The 16088-nt window shown below is 63.6% G+C and carries 17 protein-coding genes; 9 read left to right on the plus strand and 8 right to left on the minus strand.

The genetic code is table 11. The annotated features are described in order from the left end of the window. Nucleotides 1-816, plus strand: an 816-nt coding sequence (locus BLR03_RS22910) for an aldo/keto reductase (RefSeq protein WP_139184655.1), incomplete at its 5' end; no start/stop codon positions are given. Nucleotides 817-1034: 218 nt separating this feature from the next. On the opposite strand, the gene BLR03_RS22915 is transcribed toward BLR03_RS22910, so the two are convergent. The 4 genes from BLR03_RS22915 to BLR03_RS22930 form a co-directional block, all read right to left on the minus strand. After that, nucleotides 1035-1985 (minus strand): carbohydrate kinase family protein, encoded by a 951-nt coding sequence (locus tag BLR03_RS22915; protein ID WP_091256777.1) that lies wholly within the window; start codon nt 1983-1985, stop codon nt 1035-1037. Between the two features lie 104 nt (nt 1986-2089). After that, nucleotides 2090-2884: an ATP-binding cassette domain-containing protein gene (locus tag BLR03_RS22920; RefSeq protein ID WP_091256779.1), complete on the minus strand. Its 795-nt coding sequence runs from the start codon at nt 2882-2884 to the stop codon at nt 2090-2092. Further along, nucleotides 2881-3927 carry an ABC transporter permease gene (locus BLR03_RS22925; RefSeq protein ID WP_091256780.1) on the minus strand — a complete coding sequence of 349 codons (1047 nt, stop codon included), beginning with the start codon at nt 3925-3927 and terminating at the stop codon, nt 2881-2883. The genes BLR03_RS22920 and BLR03_RS22925 overlap by 4 nt, the downstream gene beginning before the upstream one ends. Before the next feature lie 93 nt (nt 3928-4020). Next, nucleotides 4021-5139 (minus strand): substrate-binding domain-containing protein, encoded by a 1119-nt coding sequence (locus BLR03_RS22930; protein WP_091256782.1) that lies wholly within the window; start codon nt 5137-5139, stop codon nt 4021-4023. Between the two features lie 164 nt (nt 5140-5303). On the opposite strand from BLR03_RS22930, the gene BLR03_RS22935 reads away from it, so the two are divergent. Together BLR03_RS22935 and BLR03_RS22940 are read left to right on the plus strand one after the other, a co-directional pair. After that, nucleotides 5304-6302 (plus strand): LacI family DNA-binding transcriptional regulator, encoded by a 999-nt coding sequence (locus tag BLR03_RS22935; protein WP_091256797.1) that lies wholly within the window; start codon nt 5304-5306, stop codon nt 6300-6302. 54 nt (nt 6303-6356) lie between these two features. After that, the gene (locus BLR03_RS22940) at nt 6357-6650 is read left to right on the plus strand and encodes a putative quinol monooxygenase (RefSeq protein WP_091256799.1); all 294 of its coding nucleotides are present in this window, start codon (nt 6357-6359) and stop codon (nt 6648-6650) included. A gap of 316 nt (nt 6651-6966) precedes the next feature. On the opposite strand, the gene BLR03_RS24635 is transcribed toward BLR03_RS22940, so the two are convergent. Both BLR03_RS24635 and BLR03_RS22950 read right to left on the minus strand, forming a co-directional pair. Continuing rightward, complete coding sequence (locus tag BLR03_RS24635; RefSeq protein ID WP_175460675.1) at nt 6967-7404, minus strand: hypothetical protein; 438 nt, start codon at nt 7402-7404, stop codon at nt 6967-6969. Between the two features lie 56 nt (nt 7405-7460). Further along, nucleotides 7461-7823, minus strand: coding sequence for a DUF488 domain-containing protein (locus tag BLR03_RS22950; RefSeq protein ID WP_091256786.1), 363 nt, complete (start codon nt 7821-7823; stop codon nt 7461-7463). 202 nt (nt 7824-8025) lie between these two features. Here BLR03_RS22950 and BLR03_RS22955 point away from each other — a divergent pair, with 202 nt between their 5' ends. The 4 genes from BLR03_RS22955 (at nt 8026) to BLR03_RS22970 (ending at nt 11651) form a co-directional block, all read left to right on the plus strand. After that, entirely contained in the window at nt 8026-8718 is a 693-nt protein-coding gene (locus tag BLR03_RS22955) for a DNA-3-methyladenine glycosylase (protein ID WP_254788668.1), read from the plus strand. Nucleotides 8719-9367: 649 nt separating this feature from the next. Next, nucleotides 9368-9541 (plus strand): hypothetical protein, encoded by a 174-nt coding sequence (locus BLR03_RS24640; protein ID WP_175460676.1) that lies wholly within the window; start codon nt 9368-9370, stop codon nt 9539-9541. A gap of 22 nt (nt 9542-9563) precedes the next feature. Next, complete coding sequence (locus tag BLR03_RS22965; protein ID WP_217639843.1) at nt 9564-10838, plus strand: ABC transporter ATP-binding protein; 1275 nt, start codon at nt 9564-9566, stop codon at nt 10836-10838. 273 nt (nt 10839-11111) lie between these two features. Next, nucleotides 11112-11651 carry an ABC transporter permease gene (locus BLR03_RS22970; RefSeq protein WP_254788670.1) on the plus strand — a complete coding sequence of 180 codons (540 nt, stop codon included), beginning with the start codon at nt 11112-11114 and terminating at the stop codon, nt 11649-11651. Between the two features lie 144 nt (nt 11652-11795). Here the strand turns inward: BLR03_RS22970 and BLR03_RS22975 are convergent, their stop codons facing one another. Next, nucleotides 11796-12272, minus strand: coding sequence for a universal stress protein (locus BLR03_RS22975; RefSeq protein WP_091256789.1), 477 nt, complete (start codon nt 12270-12272; stop codon nt 11796-11798). A gap of 17 nt (nt 12273-12289) precedes the next feature. Further along, nucleotides 12290-13114, minus strand: coding sequence for a TetR/AcrR family transcriptional regulator (locus BLR03_RS22980; RefSeq protein WP_091256791.1), 825 nt, complete (start codon nt 13112-13114; stop codon nt 12290-12292). Nucleotides 13115-13664: 550 nt separating this feature from the next. Here BLR03_RS22980 and BLR03_RS22985 point away from each other — a divergent pair. Further along, nucleotides 13665-14339 carry a hypothetical protein gene (locus tag BLR03_RS22985; RefSeq protein ID WP_091256793.1) on the plus strand — a complete coding sequence of 225 codons (675 nt, stop codon included), beginning with the start codon at nt 13665-13667 and terminating at the stop codon, nt 14337-14339. A 468-nt stretch (nt 14340-14807) separates the two neighbouring features. Further along, nucleotides 14808-15719 carry an NADP-dependent oxidoreductase gene (locus BLR03_RS22990; protein ID WP_091256795.1) on the plus strand — a complete coding sequence of 304 codons (912 nt, stop codon included), beginning with the start codon at nt 14808-14810 and terminating at the stop codon, nt 15717-15719. The last annotated feature ends 369 nt before the right edge of the window (nt 15720-16088 follow it).

A 16088-nucleotide genomic window follows, 5' to 3' on the forward strand; every position in this document is an offset into this window, starting at 1 on the left:
ACGCTCGGTGAAGCTCTAGCCGGTGTGCGGCGCGAAAGCGTCGAGATCTTCACCAAGGTCTACTTCCCCACCGGCGAGGGCCGGAATGACCGCGGGCTGTCCCGCAAGCACATCACGGAATCCATCAACGGCTCGCTGAAGCGGCTGCAGACCGACTACGTGGACCTCTACCAGGCCCACCGCTACGACTACGAGACACCGCTGGAAGAAACCATGCAGGCCTTCGCCGACGTCGTCCGGGCCGGAAAGGCCCACTACATCGGAGTCTCCGAATGGACCGTGGACGAAATCCGCACCGGCGCCGCCCTCGCCCGGGAACTAGGCATTCAACTCATCTCCAACCAACCTCAATACTCCCTGCTCTGGCGGGTCATCGAAAAAGAAGTCGTCCCCACCTGCGAGGAGCTGGGACTAGGACAGATTTGCTGGTCACCCATGGCCCAAGGCGTCCTGACCGGAAAATACGTCCCCGGCCAGGCCGCCCCGGCAGCATCACGCTTCACAGGTCAGGACGGCAAACTCAAGTCCGACAACCGCTACCTGACCGAGGACATCCTCACCAGCGTCCAGCAGCTCAAACCGCTCGCCGCGGACGCCGGCCTGTCCATGGCCGCCCTCGCCGTCGCCTGGGTACTGCAAAACCCCAACGTATCGGCAGCCATCGTCGGTGCTTCCCGCCCCGATCAGCTCATCGACACCGCCACCGGAGCCGGGGTGAAACTTGACCCCGCACTGCTGGCCAAAATCGATGACATCCTGGAACCGGTCATTGAACGCGACCCCACCAAGGTGGAATCGTTCAAGACCCGCCCGTGAGGGCGGACGAGATCCGGTTCTGGCTGGGCTGAGCGCGAAGGGGCATTACCTTCGGGAAATCGCAGCGCACGGGCGACGTGTTCGGTTCCAGACCGTCAGGGGGACACTATTTCGTGGACGCAGGTCATTGGGGGAAGGCCGCGTGGCAGTACCGCTTGTTGGGCTCGCCGGTGGTCTTCGTCGGCGCGATACACCTCAAGGTAAGGCGTACCCCACTGCTATACGGACCCGCTCGGAAGGGCTCCGAGCGCCATGTTGAGTTCTTCCATGGTTGGGGGGTTCGCTCCGGGGCGCTGAACGGTAATGGCCGCGGCTGCAGCCGCGGTGCGGCCGAGCTGCTCCAGGACAGCTGGGGCGAAGCCTTCGGTTCCCCGGGTGAGAAAGCCTAGGATCAGGGCGGACATGAAGGAGTCCCCGGCGCCGATGGTATCGGCAACGTTGGACTTCACGGCAGGAATCCTGATGTCGGCGGCGAGGGTGGTGAATTGTGAGCCTTCTGCGCCCTTGGTGATGACGGTAAGCCCCGCGCCCAGACCGAGGATGTGGGCTGCGCTTTCGTCCAGGCTTTTTTCGGGGTAAAGCCATTGGGCGTCCTCGTCGCTGAGTTTAACGACGTCGGTTAAGGGTACGAGCTCTTCGAACGTGGCTTTGGCTTCCATGTGGCTGCCGAGCAGGGCCGGCCTGATGTTGGGATCGTAAGTGATCATGCAGTGTCTGTGCGCCTGTTCGAGCAGGGATTTGACGGCACCCGCACCGGGACTAAGGAAGGTGGCGATGGATCCGGTGTGCAGTATTTTTGGGTAGTAGGCGGGGGCTGTCGGGGCAAGGTCCCAGGTGATGTCGAAGTCGTACTTTGCGGAGCCGTCGGGTTCAAGGGTTGCGGTTGCCGATGCCGTCCGGGTGAGGGATTTTGATCCGGGCAGGAGTATGACGCCCGCGCTGCGGAGATGGTTTTCGATGGAGGTCCCCCGCGCGTCCTGGGCGATGGCCGTGAGTAGGCCGGTGGCTACGCCGAGGCGGCCGAGTCCGTAGGCGACATTGGCCGGAGAACCGCCCGGGTGTTCCACTTTGTCGTGTGACGTGGTGACCACGTCGATCAGCGCTTCGCCTACCACCATGACGTCGAGCATCTGGTGAGCGTCGTGCCGGGCTGTTGTGAGGTAATCCATGGTCTGTCTTTCGTGGAAGCTGATGGGGGAGCCGGTCCGAGCCACGTCAGTCCGCGGACCGATAAACCGGGTCCGCGGACTGATTAGTGGCAGGCGACAACTGTTCAGGCGGTGGCTGCACCGGTCATGATCGCAACTGCGTCGGTCATGGTGTGTGATTGCGGGGTGATCGTGGCGGCGCACTTGCCGAGGCGCTGGATGTGGATGCGGTCCGCGACGTCAAACACGTGCGGCATGTTGTGGCTGATCAGGATGACCGGAAGGCCGCGGTCCCGGAGGTCGCGAACCAACTGCAGGACCTGGTTCGATTCCCGAACCCCGAGTGCCGCCGTCGGCTCATCCAGCACTACCACTTTGGAACCGAACGCTGCGGCGCGGGCCACGGCGACGGCCTGGCGCTGTCCGCCGGAGAGGTTTTCGACCGGCACTGTGACATCCTGGAGGGTGGAGATGCCCAGGCGGGTCAGCTCTTCCTTTGCCTTCCGGCGCATGCCTTTGGTGTCGAGCATCCGGAACAGGCTCCCCAGCGGTCCGGGGAGTCGCTCTTCACGGCCGAGGAACAGGTTCGAGGCAACATCGAGTGCCGGGGAGACGGCCAGGTTCTGGTAGACCGTTTCGATGCCGTGGACCCGGGCGTCCTGCGGTCGCTTGAAGTGCACCTGCTTCCCCGATACGTATAGTTCTCCCGTGTCCGGTACTTCCGCGCCGGTAAGGCACTTGATCAGCGTGGACTTGCCGGCACCGTTATCGCCGATGACGGCCAGCACTTCGCCAGGGTAGAGGTCCAGGCTGACGCCATCGAGGCCGACGACGCGGCCGAAGGTCTTGACGAGGTTCCTGGCCTTGAGGATGGGCTCGCGGGTGGCGCTATGGGAGGCTGCAGATTCTGTCATGGTCATGACTTGACCTTTCGGATCCACTGGTCGATAGACACAGCAACAATAATCAGGATGCCTACGGCGAGTGTCTGGTACAGGACGTCCAGGCCGGCGAGGGACAGGCCGTTTCGGAAGACTCCGACGATCAGCGCCCCGAGCAGTGAACCCCAGATGGAGCCGCGGCCGCCAAAGAGGCTTGTTCCGCCGATCACGACGGCGGTGATGGAGTCCAGGTTCAGGTCGACACCGGCGTTTGGGCTGGCGGCGTTGGTGCGCCCGATCTGGATCCAAGCGCCGGCGGCAAGAACTGCGCCTGCGGCAAGGTAGACGCTCATGAGGACGCGGCTGACCGGAATACCGGCGAGACGGGCCGCCTCCTTGTCATCGCCCACGGCGTAGACGTGCCGGCCCCAGGCGGTCTTGCCCAGGATGAAGGCGACAACGGCGTAGAGCAGGAGCATCATGACGACGCCGGTGGAGATGCGGACGGCCCCGACCGGGAACGTGGTTCCCAACCAGGTGAGGACACCTGGCATCGCGGATCCGCGGACCGTGCTGCCGCCTGAGTAGAGCAGCGTTAGGGCGACGAAAATGTTCAACGTTCCGAGGGTGACGATGAACGGCGGGAGCCGGAATCTTGTGACCAGGAACCCGTTGAGCGCGCCGGCGGCAAGACCGACAGCGAGACCTGCAATGAGTGCCAGCGGCCCGGGAACACCGCTGCCGACCGCGAGCTGGGCCATAACCATCGAGGACAGGATCATGACCGCACCGACGGAGAGGTCGATGCCGGCGGTCAGGATGATGAGGGTCTGAGCGATGGCCAGCGTGCCCACCACCGCCACCTGCTGCGTGATCAGGGACAGATTCTCTACCCGCAGGAAGCGGTCATTGAGGAGTCCGAAGACCACCACTGCGATCAGCAGGACAATGGCGGGGCTGAGGGCCGGGTAGCGGTGGAGGATGTTGCGGATTCTGCTGAGAGGGGTCTGGCGATCGAGGAATTCCTCGGCCAAATCAGCATGCCCGGTGCTTGGCGGGCCGGCGGTCTGTTGCTGGGTCACTTGAATTACTCCTGAACTTCCATGTTCTGTAACTGGTGTTGTGCTGCGCGCTGCGGGTAGACACCTTGGCACGTCTCCCCGCACAGGGAGGGGTTATTTGCCCCAGCAGATCTGAGAAGCAGCCGTGGTGTCGATGCTGTCCAGCCCGGCAACTGCCTTGTCAGTGACCAGTGCGGAGCCGGTGTTGAAGAAGTCCAGGCCCGCTGAGACCGACGGCTTCTTGCCCGACGTGGCCAGGTCTTGGATGGCTTTGACGCCCAGCTGGGCCATCTTGACGGGGTACTGCTGGGCGGTGGCGCCGATGATTCCGGCCTTGACGTTGTTCACGCCGGTGCAGCCTCCGTCGATGGAGACGACCAGCACGCCCTTTTCTTTGCCCGCAGCCTTCAGTGCCTCATAGGCGCCCGCAGCGGCCGGTTCGTTGATGGTGTAGACGACGTTGATGTTGGGGTTCTTCGACAGCAGGGTTTCCATCGCGGTCCGGCCGCCGTCCTCGGCGCCCTGGGAGGCCTGGCTGCCGACGATCTCGTAGTCCCCGCCCTTACCGCCCGTGTACTTGCCGGTCTTGGCCTCGTCACCGTTCTTCGTCTTGTCGGCGGTGTCGATGCCCATTCCGGTCAGGAATCCCTGATCGCGGTTGTAGTCAACCGAAACGACCTTGTCGCTGAACAGGTCAACCAAGGCAATAGTGGCCTTCTTGCCATCCAGCTGCGCCGCGGTCCACTGCCCGATCTGTTTGCCGGCCGCGAAGTTGTCGGTCGCGAAGGTGATGTCCACTGCGCTGGCCGGGTCCGGCGGGGTGTCCAGGGCGATCACGTACAAGCCTGCGTCGCGGGCCTTCTTGATTGCGTCGACAACGGCGGGCCCGTTCGGGGTGATGAGGATGCCCTTGTCGCCCTTGGAGATAGCGTTCTCGATGGCCTGGATCTGGGTGTCTTCGTCGCCGTCGGACTTGCCGGCAGCCAGCTTCAGATCAATGTTGCCCCCCTCGGCTGCTTTTTTCGCGCCGTCTTCCATTGCTACGAAGTACGGGTTGGACGTGGTCTTTACGATCAGCGAAACGCCGATCTTTGCGTCAGTGGCGCCTCCGCTGGCAGCCGTCCCGGTGGAGCTGCCGCCACAGGCAGTAAGACTGAGCGCTCCCAAGGTCAGCACTGCTCCTGCAGCGAACAGGCGGGTGGCCGTTGAACGGGGTGCTGTGGAACTCAACATTGAATCTCCTGGTGTTTGAGGCCCTCACTGGCCTCGACAACGATGTCATGTACGATGTAAGCAGCATCACACGGAAGAGTCAATAGATGCAATCAGAAGGAGCGATTTTCTTGACAACGATGTCCGATCGTAGCCAGCCGGCCCTTTCCGCCAACCGTCCGACGATGCGCCACGTGGCAGCACTTGCCGGCGTCGGAATTAAGACCGTCTCCCGGGTGATCAATGACGAACCCGGTGTATCGGAAGCCACCCGCGACAAGGTGCTCAGCGCTTCCCGGCAACTCAACTACCAGCTGGACATGGCGGCCGGCAGCCTGCGCCGCGCGGGCAGGAGAACGCTCTCCGTCGGTCTCCTGTTGCCAAGTGTCTCCAACCCCTTCAGCGGAGAGATCAACCGGGCCATAGAAGACGCCCTGGGGGCGAGGGGAATAGCGGTCTTTGCGGCGAGTCTCGATGACGACCCCCGGCGGGAGCAGGCAATCGTTACGGCGTTTCTTGGCCGGCGCGTCGATGGGCTGATTCTCACGCCGATCGCCAGAAGCCAGGCGTATGTGATCCCGGAGCATTCCCGCGATCTGCCCATGGTCTTCATCGACCGTGAGCCGATAGGGCTCGAAGCCGATGCGGTCGTGACCGACAACGCCGCCGGCGCCGCCAAGGCGGCCGCCCACCTGATCAGCCACGGCCACACCAGGCTCGCCTATCTGGGGGACCGCACAGACATCCAGACCGCAAGGGAACGCCGGCGGGGGTTCATTGAAGAGATCGGCCGGCGCGGAATTCCCACCTCGACGGTTCCCGTCCGTGAAAACCTTCACGACGAGGAATCGGCGAGGCTGGCCACGCTGGAACTTTTCACTGCCGGGGAACCACCGACGGCGATCTTCTCCAGCCAGAACCTCGTCACGTTCGGCGCCATGCGTGCTCTGAGAGAGCTCGGGCTCAGCAAACAGGTGGCCTTGATCGGGTTCGATGACTTCACGCTTGCCGACATGATGGATCCCGGCGTAACGGTCATCGCCCAGCACCCCGAGCGAATCGGGAAGCTGGCAGCAGAGCGGCTGCTGGCCAGGATTGATGGCGACCAGCAACCTCCGCAGACCTATGTTGTACCGTCCGAGCTGATACAAAGAGGCACCGGGGAACTCAGCTCTCCGGCCTGACGCCGGGGAACTTTCCGAACAGCCGCCAAACACCTTTACCTGAAAGGGATCATGATGACCAAAACCCTCTACGCCGAGTTCACCGTCAAACCCGGCAGCGAAGCCCGTGTCGCGGAGATGATGCTCGAACTGACCCGGCACGTCCGCCAGGAACAGGGCAACGAATTGTTCCTTCCCTATACCCGGGAAGAAAATCCCCGGGAGTACTTTGTCTTTGAGGTCTACAGCGACGAAGCCGCATTCCAGGAACACATCCGCGCCGAGTACGGAGCCAGGTTCAATGAGGAACTGGCCCGCCACATCGAAGGCGACGCCTCGGAGCTGACCTGGCTCCTGCCGGTGGAATAGCCCCGGGCCACATCTGCGCCAACCTCTGCCCGCGGGACAGCGTCCGGGCTGCCTTGGAGGGGATGAACGGGCTCAAGCGTCGAAATCGCCCTTTTGGGCGCTCCGTTGGAGGGGGCATGCCGGCTGCACCGCGCATCCCTTCCCCTGCCTCATCAGAGGGGATAGCACTCTCATACTTGGGCCGCCCTGAACCGTTGACTTGCCTGACGGACATAACTTAGTGTCCATCCCACTGACAACGTTGTCTATCGCAGACGCGCAACGAAGGGCGAAACAAGCAGATGAACTTCCAGCCCGCTCGTGGTGTTGGGGACTTCTACATCGTGGCAAAGCGGATCAACACCTTCGAGACCGGCACCGTACCGGGCGATGACCGGCAGGGCACCCTGACATCACCGGAATTCCCCCTCACTAAGAACTTCATGAGGACCCTTCCGACCAGACTCCTAACGCGTTCGCTTCGACAAGCGGGGCGTGTCAGTCGAAGATCCCTGCCTCGGGTACGACGTGCGGCAGGGCTCCCTTCTTCGCGGTGGGAGCCTGTCAGCAGGAGGAGATTCGCTCCAAGGTCGGCATGGTTCCTCCCGCCCGCCCACCCGTCTGCGAACAGGTAAACAGGGTTTATGTTGAGCACCATGGACACAGAAATCAGCACGGAGGCCCATAGAATGCTGGTGTCCTTACCGTGGACGCGTGAGGCGGTGACGATAATCGTCAGGCTGACCACCAGCCCCGCTGCGATGATCTCCATCATCCGAAATCGGGTCCTTCCCGACGCCCTTCTCTCGGGGCGCGCCGGACGTAAAGTGGCTACCGTGCGATCAGGTCGGCCAGGACTCGGGCCTCACTAATGTCGGCGGCTTTGGTTGCCGTCAGCAATGTCAGTCGTCGGCCCTTAGCGAGTCCGCGCAGATGGTCGAGCGCCTGCGCCCGGGCCGGATCTTCAAGCTCGGCCTTGTAGCGCATGGCAAATTCGTCGAACTTGGCAGGGTCGTGGCCGTACCATTTGCGCAGCTCCGTTGACGGGGAGACATCTTTGCACCACTCGTCCAGTGCTGCCTTGGCCTTAGTCATCCCGCGGGGCCAGATGCGGTCTACCAAAACCCGTACGCCGTCATCGTCCCTGGTCCCGTCATAGACCCGGCGCACCTGGACATCCGTTGCAGTCGACATTCCCCAGCCTCCTCGCTGACTTACGGCACGGCGCAGCAACCATCCTTCGAACAGTGACGCCCGAAGCGGCGAAAACCCCTGTGGTTGTTCGTCCCCGGTGCCATTATGCTCTCCCGATCCCCCGAGGAGCCACGTCACCATGAGCATGCACCGGACCGCTCAGCTGCCCCGGGCCCGGGGCAGCGGGCGGTACAGTCATCCCGTGAGTATTCTCCCTGGCTTCCATGCGGCGAATCGGACGTTCTTCGCCCGCGACGTGCTCGACGTTGCACCGGAGCTGCTCGGCTGTGTGCTTCAACGCACGGATGGCGACGGAACCGTCTCCATCCGAATAACTGAGGTCGAAGCATATGCCGGCGAGCGGGACCCAGGGGCGCATGCCTACCGCGGCAAGACCAACCGGAACAAAACCATGTTCGGACCTGCGGGCCACATCTACTGTTACTTCACCTACGGGATGCATCACGCCATCAATCTCGTCGCCGCACAGCCAGGTCAGCCCTACGGTTGCCTCATCCGTGCCGGCGACGTCATCGAGGGCGCCGAGCTGGCCCGCACCCGGCGTGAAAAGAAGCCACGCAAGAAATCGCTTCCCGAACTCCGGCTGGCATCCGGGCCGGGCTGCGTAGCCCAATGCTTTGCCGCGGACCTGACCAATGACGGTGATGACCTCTTCGACGGCCAGTGGCAGTTCCTCCTCCCGGACGACCACGCCACGGTCGCCCACGTCACGGGCCCGCGGGTCGGTCTCAGCGGGCCCGGTGGCGACGGAGCAGTATTTCCCTGGCGATACTGGGTAAAAGAGGCACCATCGGTCTCCACCTACAGACCGGGCCGCCTCCCGTCATCGACACCACGCCCACCCCGCACCGGCCAGTCAGGAAACGTGGTCTGAAATCCGGACAACGCCCCTAAGGGTCGCCCGGCAGAACCCTCATGGGAAACTGCTCTTATAGGCGGCAGGAGTTTCCGGACCGTGTGTAACCGACTCCCCATAGGGCAGGTAACCGGAATGGACAAGCAATTCCATGGGCAAGCCGAAGCCCGCGCCGGCGACCTCTGCAAGGAACCCGGCATCACCCGCCAGCCGGCTCTCCCTCGCCCGCGCCGCCCGCCTCTGCACCCTTACCGCGGCGAGGGGACCACACCCCCTTCCCCGTCCTGAACGAGGACGATTTCGAGCCCATCAGAAGTCACCAGCGGGGGCCCGCTAAACGCCTCCGCCGACCGCTTGACGCACAGGCTCGCCAATGGAGATCTGGAACTGGAGCTAACGGACAGATACGAGATTCTCGCTGGGAACTGCCGGCAGTTAGCCTGCAGAAAGCCCTTCATTTACGGCCGCGATCCACATCCTCGGCACTCCTTACGCCACCTCAAGAGCGGTCCGACCGTCTCAGTATTGGATCGTATTCGAGACGCGCTTGGGGGCACGGTTCAGCCACCCTCAGACGCTGGTTCCGATACGTAGACATCAGTCGCGGGGTAACAGCCGGACCGGAAGCCGTCGCATCGGGTCCGTCGGCCAGAATGTCGCTAGGCGCGTGATCGGAGGTCTCAGTGTCCCGGCCTGCCTCGTTGCAGGCCCACACATTCTCGGCGGCCAACTCCTGGCCGTCGCCGATCTCGTCATGGCTGCCGCCGCGCTTTCCCACAGCGGTGAAGGACTCTGGTTCTCGCGCTGGTGCTGGACCACCACGACCGCGGGAGTCCTCTGACTGGCCGCCACAGAGGCCTACTGTGGTTCGGTCACCGCGGGCCCTGTGCCGGGCCGCGGAACAGCCCGTCGCCCAGGACGCCCACGGCCAGGCCCGGCTCAGCGAGGAAGACATGCAGTTCATCCGCAGCCGGACCCACAGCGCCTACGCCGCCCACGGCACCGACCGGCTCTTCGACACAGTCCAGCCCCCCACACACCCGCCACAGCCCGGAGGGCCGGCCCGGCGCAGACCACCCGCCCCGGACCGGCCCGGAAGCACTGCCCTCCTCGATCTATCCTCCGGCTTCCACACCTTGGGCGTCGAAGGGTTTGCCCCCTATGGCGTGCACCCGGGTGATGGTGTAGTTCTGGAAGCCGACTCATTCCTGATCAAGGGCGAGGACATTCCCCCGGCGCCTCCATGGCGGATCCCGGGCTGTTGCCCTGGTCCGGAGCGTGGCGGCTCCGCAGGCCGCCGGTACGGCAGCCCAAGAGAGCGGGGAAAGGTGAACAGCATCCCTGCCGTGCGATGCACGGGCATTCGTTACAGTTTCGGGGAAACAACGGCCGTGGACGGCCTTGACCTGGAAGTTGACGCAGGAACCGTGTTCGGGTTACTGGATCACAACGGGGCCGGGAAGACCACCGTCATCCGGATGATCACCACCCTCCTCCCCACCCGCATCGGCTCGATGGAGGTGATGGGCATCGACGTGGCCCGGCACAAGCTTGAGGCTCGCCGTCTCATCGGCTACGTGCCACAACAGCTCTCAGCCGACACCGCACTGACGGCGAGGGAAAACGTTGCCCTCTTCGCGAGGTTGTTTGATGTGCCGCGCCGCGAACGCCGCCAGGTCGTCCAATCAGTACTCGAAGCCGTGGGGCTGGCCGATCAGGCCGATAAGACCGCCAGCACGTTCTCCGGCGGCATGATCCGTCGCCTGGAGCTCGCCCAGGCCCTGGTCAACACCCCGCAGCTCCTCGTTCTCGACGAACCGACCATCGGACTGGACCCCATCGGACGCACGGCAATATGGGACGAGATCCAGCGTGCCCGAACCGAAACCGGCACGACAGTGCTGGTCACCACCCACTACATGGACGAAGCCGACCAGCACTGCGACAGGGTCGCGATGATGCACCGCGGCAGAATTCACAGTATCGGCACTCCCGCCGAGCTTAGATCCGGCCTCGGCCCGAACGCGACACTCGATGACGTCTTCCGGGCAACGACAGGAAACGATCTCGTCACGAATCCAACAGAGGTGATGCCAGATGTCCGGCCTTCATGCCCAACCGCGAACCGGTTCGATTGACCACCGACGGGGTGCTGCACAGCCCCGCGGACCGCGCCGCCTTCTCGGACTGATACGTCTGCTGGGATCGCGGGTGGCGACCATGTGCCTGGTGGAGATGCAAAAACTGCGCCACGACCGGACTGAACTTCTCATCCGGGCAATCCAACCCGCACTCTGGCTGCTGATCTTCGGGGAAATATTCACCCGGCTGCGGCCATCCCGACCGGCAACGTTCCCTACCTCGACTACCTGACACCAGGCATTCTGGCGCAGTCAGCCCTGTTCGTCGCGATCTTCTATGGCATTCAGATCATTTGGGACCGGGACGCCGGTGTCCTGGCCAAACTCCTGACCACCCCGACACCACGGGTGGCACTGGTCTCAGGGAAGGCCTTCGCCTCCGGAATCCGTGCGCTGACCCAGGCCTTCGTTGTCCTCGTCCTCGCGGCACTGTTGTCGGTTCGGCTGACCACCAATCTGTTGAACCTCCTGCTGGCAGGGATCATCGTCGTTCTTGGTTCCGCCTTCTTCTGCTGCCTCTCGATTACCGACGCAGGCCTGGTATTGAAACGGGACCGCATGATGGGAATCGGCCAGGCAATCACGATGCCCCTGTTCTTCGCCTCCAAGGCCCTCTATCCGGTAGTCCTCATGCCGGAGTGGCTCCAGGCCATCAACCGCGTCAATCCACTCGCCTACGAGGTAGACGCGCTCCGCGGCCTCCTGATCGGCACACCCGCCGAACTCGGTCTGGACTTCATCGTCCTGACGCTGTCCATGACGGTCATGATCTGCATCGCCTCCGCACTGCTTGGCAGGCTCGCCCGCTGAGCACCGACAGGTTGGAATGCTGGTGCGCTCCGGAACACACCAGTCCCGCCCGTCCACCATCGCGGAATGTGTTCACAACTCGGCACTGATCCCGGTCATCCTGACCGTCGGGAGAGTCCTAAGTCCACGGCTATGCCGTCGCGATCAGGGACTGCCCGGCGGGGCCTCCGCGGGCGTCATCCAATCCGGAGCTTGCTCCCGGATTACCAACACGGGGCAGTGGGCATGGTGGACCGTCTGCGCCGACACGGAACCGAGCATCAGGCCGGTGAATCCCCCGTAGCCGCGGGAACCCACAGCCACGACGTCGGCGTCCCGGGAGGCTTCTATGAGCACCGACGCGGGATTTCCCCGCACTTTGTGTCCGGTGATCTGCGCCCCCCTCTCCCCCACCCGGGCAAGCTCCATATCAAGGATCGACTGGGCATCGGCCTGAAAACGCTCATAGTCGTCCCATGCCGGCACCAGGACGTTGCTGACATGCGGGATGTCCCACACCGTAAGGGCCAGCACCTGGCCTTTGCGCAACCTGGCTTCCTCCACGGCCCAGTCCAGGGCCGCCCGGGACTGGGCCGAGCCGTCCACCCCCACCACTATCCGGAAGCTCCCGTTGCTGGTCATGCGTCGCCCGGACCAGATCAGTGCCCGGTGCCCGTGCCCGGGATGGCCTGAAGGTCGCCGGTGAAGTAATGCTGGATTGCCGGGGCGATGAGCCGGGTGATTTCATCATGGCTGGCGGTCGCCAGCGGTTCGATCCTGACCAGGTACCGGACTATGACCAGCCCCATCAGTTGGCTGGCAACCAGCGCCGCGCGCAGCCGGGCCGTCGCCGGGTCGGCTTCCAGGTCCGCCGTGACAGGGCCCAGGATGCGGCGGGTGAAAACCTCACGCATCAACGACGCATCGATGCCTGGTCCCAGGGCTTTGCCCACCAGGGCCAGCATCGCCGATTGCGCCGGTGAGTCCCAGACCTTGAGCAGGGTCCGCACGATGGCCTCCCCGCGCTCGGCCGGAGCCGTCCTGATGACACGGGCAAGTTCATCCTCAGGCACCACGGGCAGCTCCACGCACGCGTTGAACAGGTCCTCCTTCCGCGGGAACTGTTCGCTGACCAGCGACTCGTTCACGGCCGCCGCGCTCGCGATCTGACCATAGTCCACGGCCTCTACCCCGTGCTCAGCAAACAATGTTCGCGCAGAGTCGAGGATTCTTTCACGGGCATCCCCGACCGGTCCGCCGCCTTTTGCTGCTGAGCTGCTCCCGGCTGATGCATTCATGGGCTGACCTCCGCTGCGGTTTCGACTGACCGGATGGTCCGTGGGCACTAACATCCGGTCCTCTCCCATGCTCCAGGGAGGGCGGCAGGTCCCCCAGTGCCGAAGGACCCCCCGCAGCGGCGTGGCGAATGCACGCAGTGGCGAGGACTTTGTGCCCTTTCGGGGACGGCGGCTGAAGTGATTCATTGTCAGTACCCCGCACCAGTGGCCTCAGCCCGACCCGGACCAGACCCGGCTCCACCATCGGCCCGGAATCTGCCGCACCAACCGAAGCGATCCCGGGCAGGAACGTTTTCAAGACGACGCCACCACGCGGCGCAGCGGAACGCCTCCCGCAACAGAGGGCCAAACCATCAAGGAGGTTGGCTCCAATGAAGAAACGGATACAGTGCTGAAATCCTCAGCACAGACGATGCTGCGGTCCCCCAACGGCCCGGAGAACACGCGATTAGCGCTGCGGTGTCCGTGCCTCTTCCGGCCGGGAAGACCCGCGACGCTCCCGGCCCGACAGGGATGGCCTCCGCACAACCTCCACGTCAACGAGGCTTGGACCGGGACCCATGAGGACGAGCGAAACCAACCCAATGCCCGGAGCCGTTGCCGTTCCTCTGTCATCTGCCTTGAGGCCAGGGAACGAGGCCCGGCGGCATTTCACTCCGACCGGTGATAGTTCGGAAACGTCGGGGAAGAGGCGTACGGCGCCTCGTGTTGACAGCCCGGAATGGAACACCGTCACGTGGCGGTCATCGAGGATTTGGAGGATCTGATGGGGATTTTGAGGGCAATCCGGTTGTTGATAACGGCGGTACCGTGGTCCGCCGTCGGTGACGGTGCGGGGCCCGCGAGGGGAGATATGGATTTCATTGCGGTGCACGGCGGAATATTCGAGTACGCACCTTCCCCGGAGACCCTGGTCTGCGACTCTGAATACTTTGCCCAGGCAGAAATCATCATCGACAGGACAGGCAGCCGTTATCCGCTGCTCCCCGATGAACATCAGAACCTCAAGCTCGGGCCTCCCTCGGGGGCAGCGGATATTGGATGGCTGCGGGAGGCCTGGGAGACCGCACAGCAGAAGGAGCCTTGGAGATACCCTCTGGAACGGGTGATGCCGGACTCGGACGAAGAATTTCTGGCGTCCCTCTTCGAAATGCTCGAAGAAACGGCCATCGGGGCCGCTGAAGGGTGGATCTGGAAGGTGCGGCAGCCCGGCCGGACACTCCATCTTCAAACACTAAACGACGTCAATAAGCTGCTACTCAAAGCAAGAGACCTCCCGGACACGATCGTGCAGGATCCCTACCAACACCTGTACCGCCCGCACCGAATGCTCACCGGCGCTCTCGCCCTGACCCACCGGCACTACCTTGTGTACCGGGAAAAATTCCCGGAAGACATCCCCGACACCTGATCATCCGCCGGTTTCCGCCGGCGCCCGGGCTTCAACGCTCTCTTCCACTCGATGGCCCCGCGACTCCTGCAAATGATCAGATGTTGCGAGGATCGCCGGAAGCCAAAAATGGCAGGGTTGATCCGCTTGGCACTTATTGCCGAGCAGCCCGCTCGTGTTCTCATTCGTGCCACGCTGCCAGGGGGACTGTGGAATAGACGGTGTCGCACCGGCCGTCGCTGACGGTGTCACTGCAAGCGGGGCGTCTCCGGCGCCTCCGTCGGCGCCGCAACGTGTGCCGGGGCCTCCGCACGGACCCCATCGAGACGGGCTTTTCTGCACGGGCAACGCCTATGCAGGCCGGTTCCTTACCGAGGCAGGAGCAGGCGGAAACGGGCGCTCTAATGAGTCCGGAATCATTGCCCCCAGTGGTTGTCGAGGGCATCATTGGAAAAGCACTCAGCCGGGAACTTAAACAGGGAGAAAGCCATGAAAGCCGTTCAGTTTACCGAGTATGGCGGCCCGGAAGTCCTGAAGGTCCTCGACATCGAAGAACCCCACGCCCGCGCCGGTCAGATCCGCATCGCCGTTCGTGCCGCAGGCGTGAACGCCGTCGACTGGAAGATTCGCAGCGGGGCGGTGGCAGCTCTCATGCCGATCGATTTCCCCGCTGGCGTGGGGATGGACGCCTCGGGAGTCGTGGACGAGGTCGGTGATGGTGTGGAGGGGGTCGCCGTCGGCGACGAAGTCTTCGGCACTGCCGCCACAGGTGCCGCGGCGCAGTACGCCGTGCTGGCCGAGTGGGCGAAGAAGCCCGAGAGGCTGTCCTTCGAAGAGGCCGCCGGATACCCTATGGCGACCGAAACAGCGCGCCGGGCGTTGAACCTGCTGCCCTTGGAGCCGGGTCAGACTCTCCTCGTCAACGGAGCCGCAGGCGGCGTCGGACTGGCCGCAGTCCAGTTTGCCCTCGCTGCCGGCGCGACTGTGATCGGCACCGCCAGCGAAGGGCATCACGAGTACCTGCGCTCCCTGGGTGCCCGGCCGACGACGTACGGTCCCGGTCTGGTCGGCCGTGTCCGGGAACTTGCACCGCAGGGCGTCGATGTCGCCTTCGACGCCGTGGGCTCCGGCGTCCTCCCGGAGCTTATTGAGCTGACGGGCAGTGCCGGGAAGGTCATCACCATCGCTGACAGCACGGCGGTCGAGTATGGCGTGCGGTTCACCGGCGGCCGGGGTCCTGGCCATGCACCGGAAGCCCGCGCTGAAGCAGCAGCACTGTTCGAGCAGGGAAAGTTCCGGCTGCCGGTCGCGGAAACGTTCCCGTTGGAGAATGTCGGGGCCGCACAAGCGAAAAGCCAACAGGGCCACGTGCTCGGTAAATTCATCGTGACCGTCAGCTGACACGGAACCCGGCGGACATGACCACCCCGGCGCGCTGGGTCGAGCAGTCTATCGGACCGCGCTGTCAGGGCAAAGGGGAAGCCCCATCAGCACTGCTGGAGGGGCTTCGACTCTTGATTCCGTTATGACGAACATCATCTCCCGAACTTGCGGGAATCCCGGCGTTTCCTGCCTCGTCATCGACAGGCCACCCTGGATCAGATCCACGGTGTGTTCTGGGTTTTCCCCTGTTGTTCGTTCCCGTCCTTCTTTCGGAGAACGTACAACTAGTATTACGCCTGGTTTTCCGGTGCTGCAAGAGCCCGCGTTGACTCAGAGAAAACCTCCGCGTAGCCGGATACGTTGCCTCAGTTGAAAACCTCCGCCTGG

This window comes from Arthrobacter sp. ok909, assembly GCF_900104405.1.
Classification (GTDB): domain Bacteria; phylum Actinomycetota; class Actinomycetes; order Actinomycetales; family Micrococcaceae; genus Arthrobacter; species Arthrobacter humicola.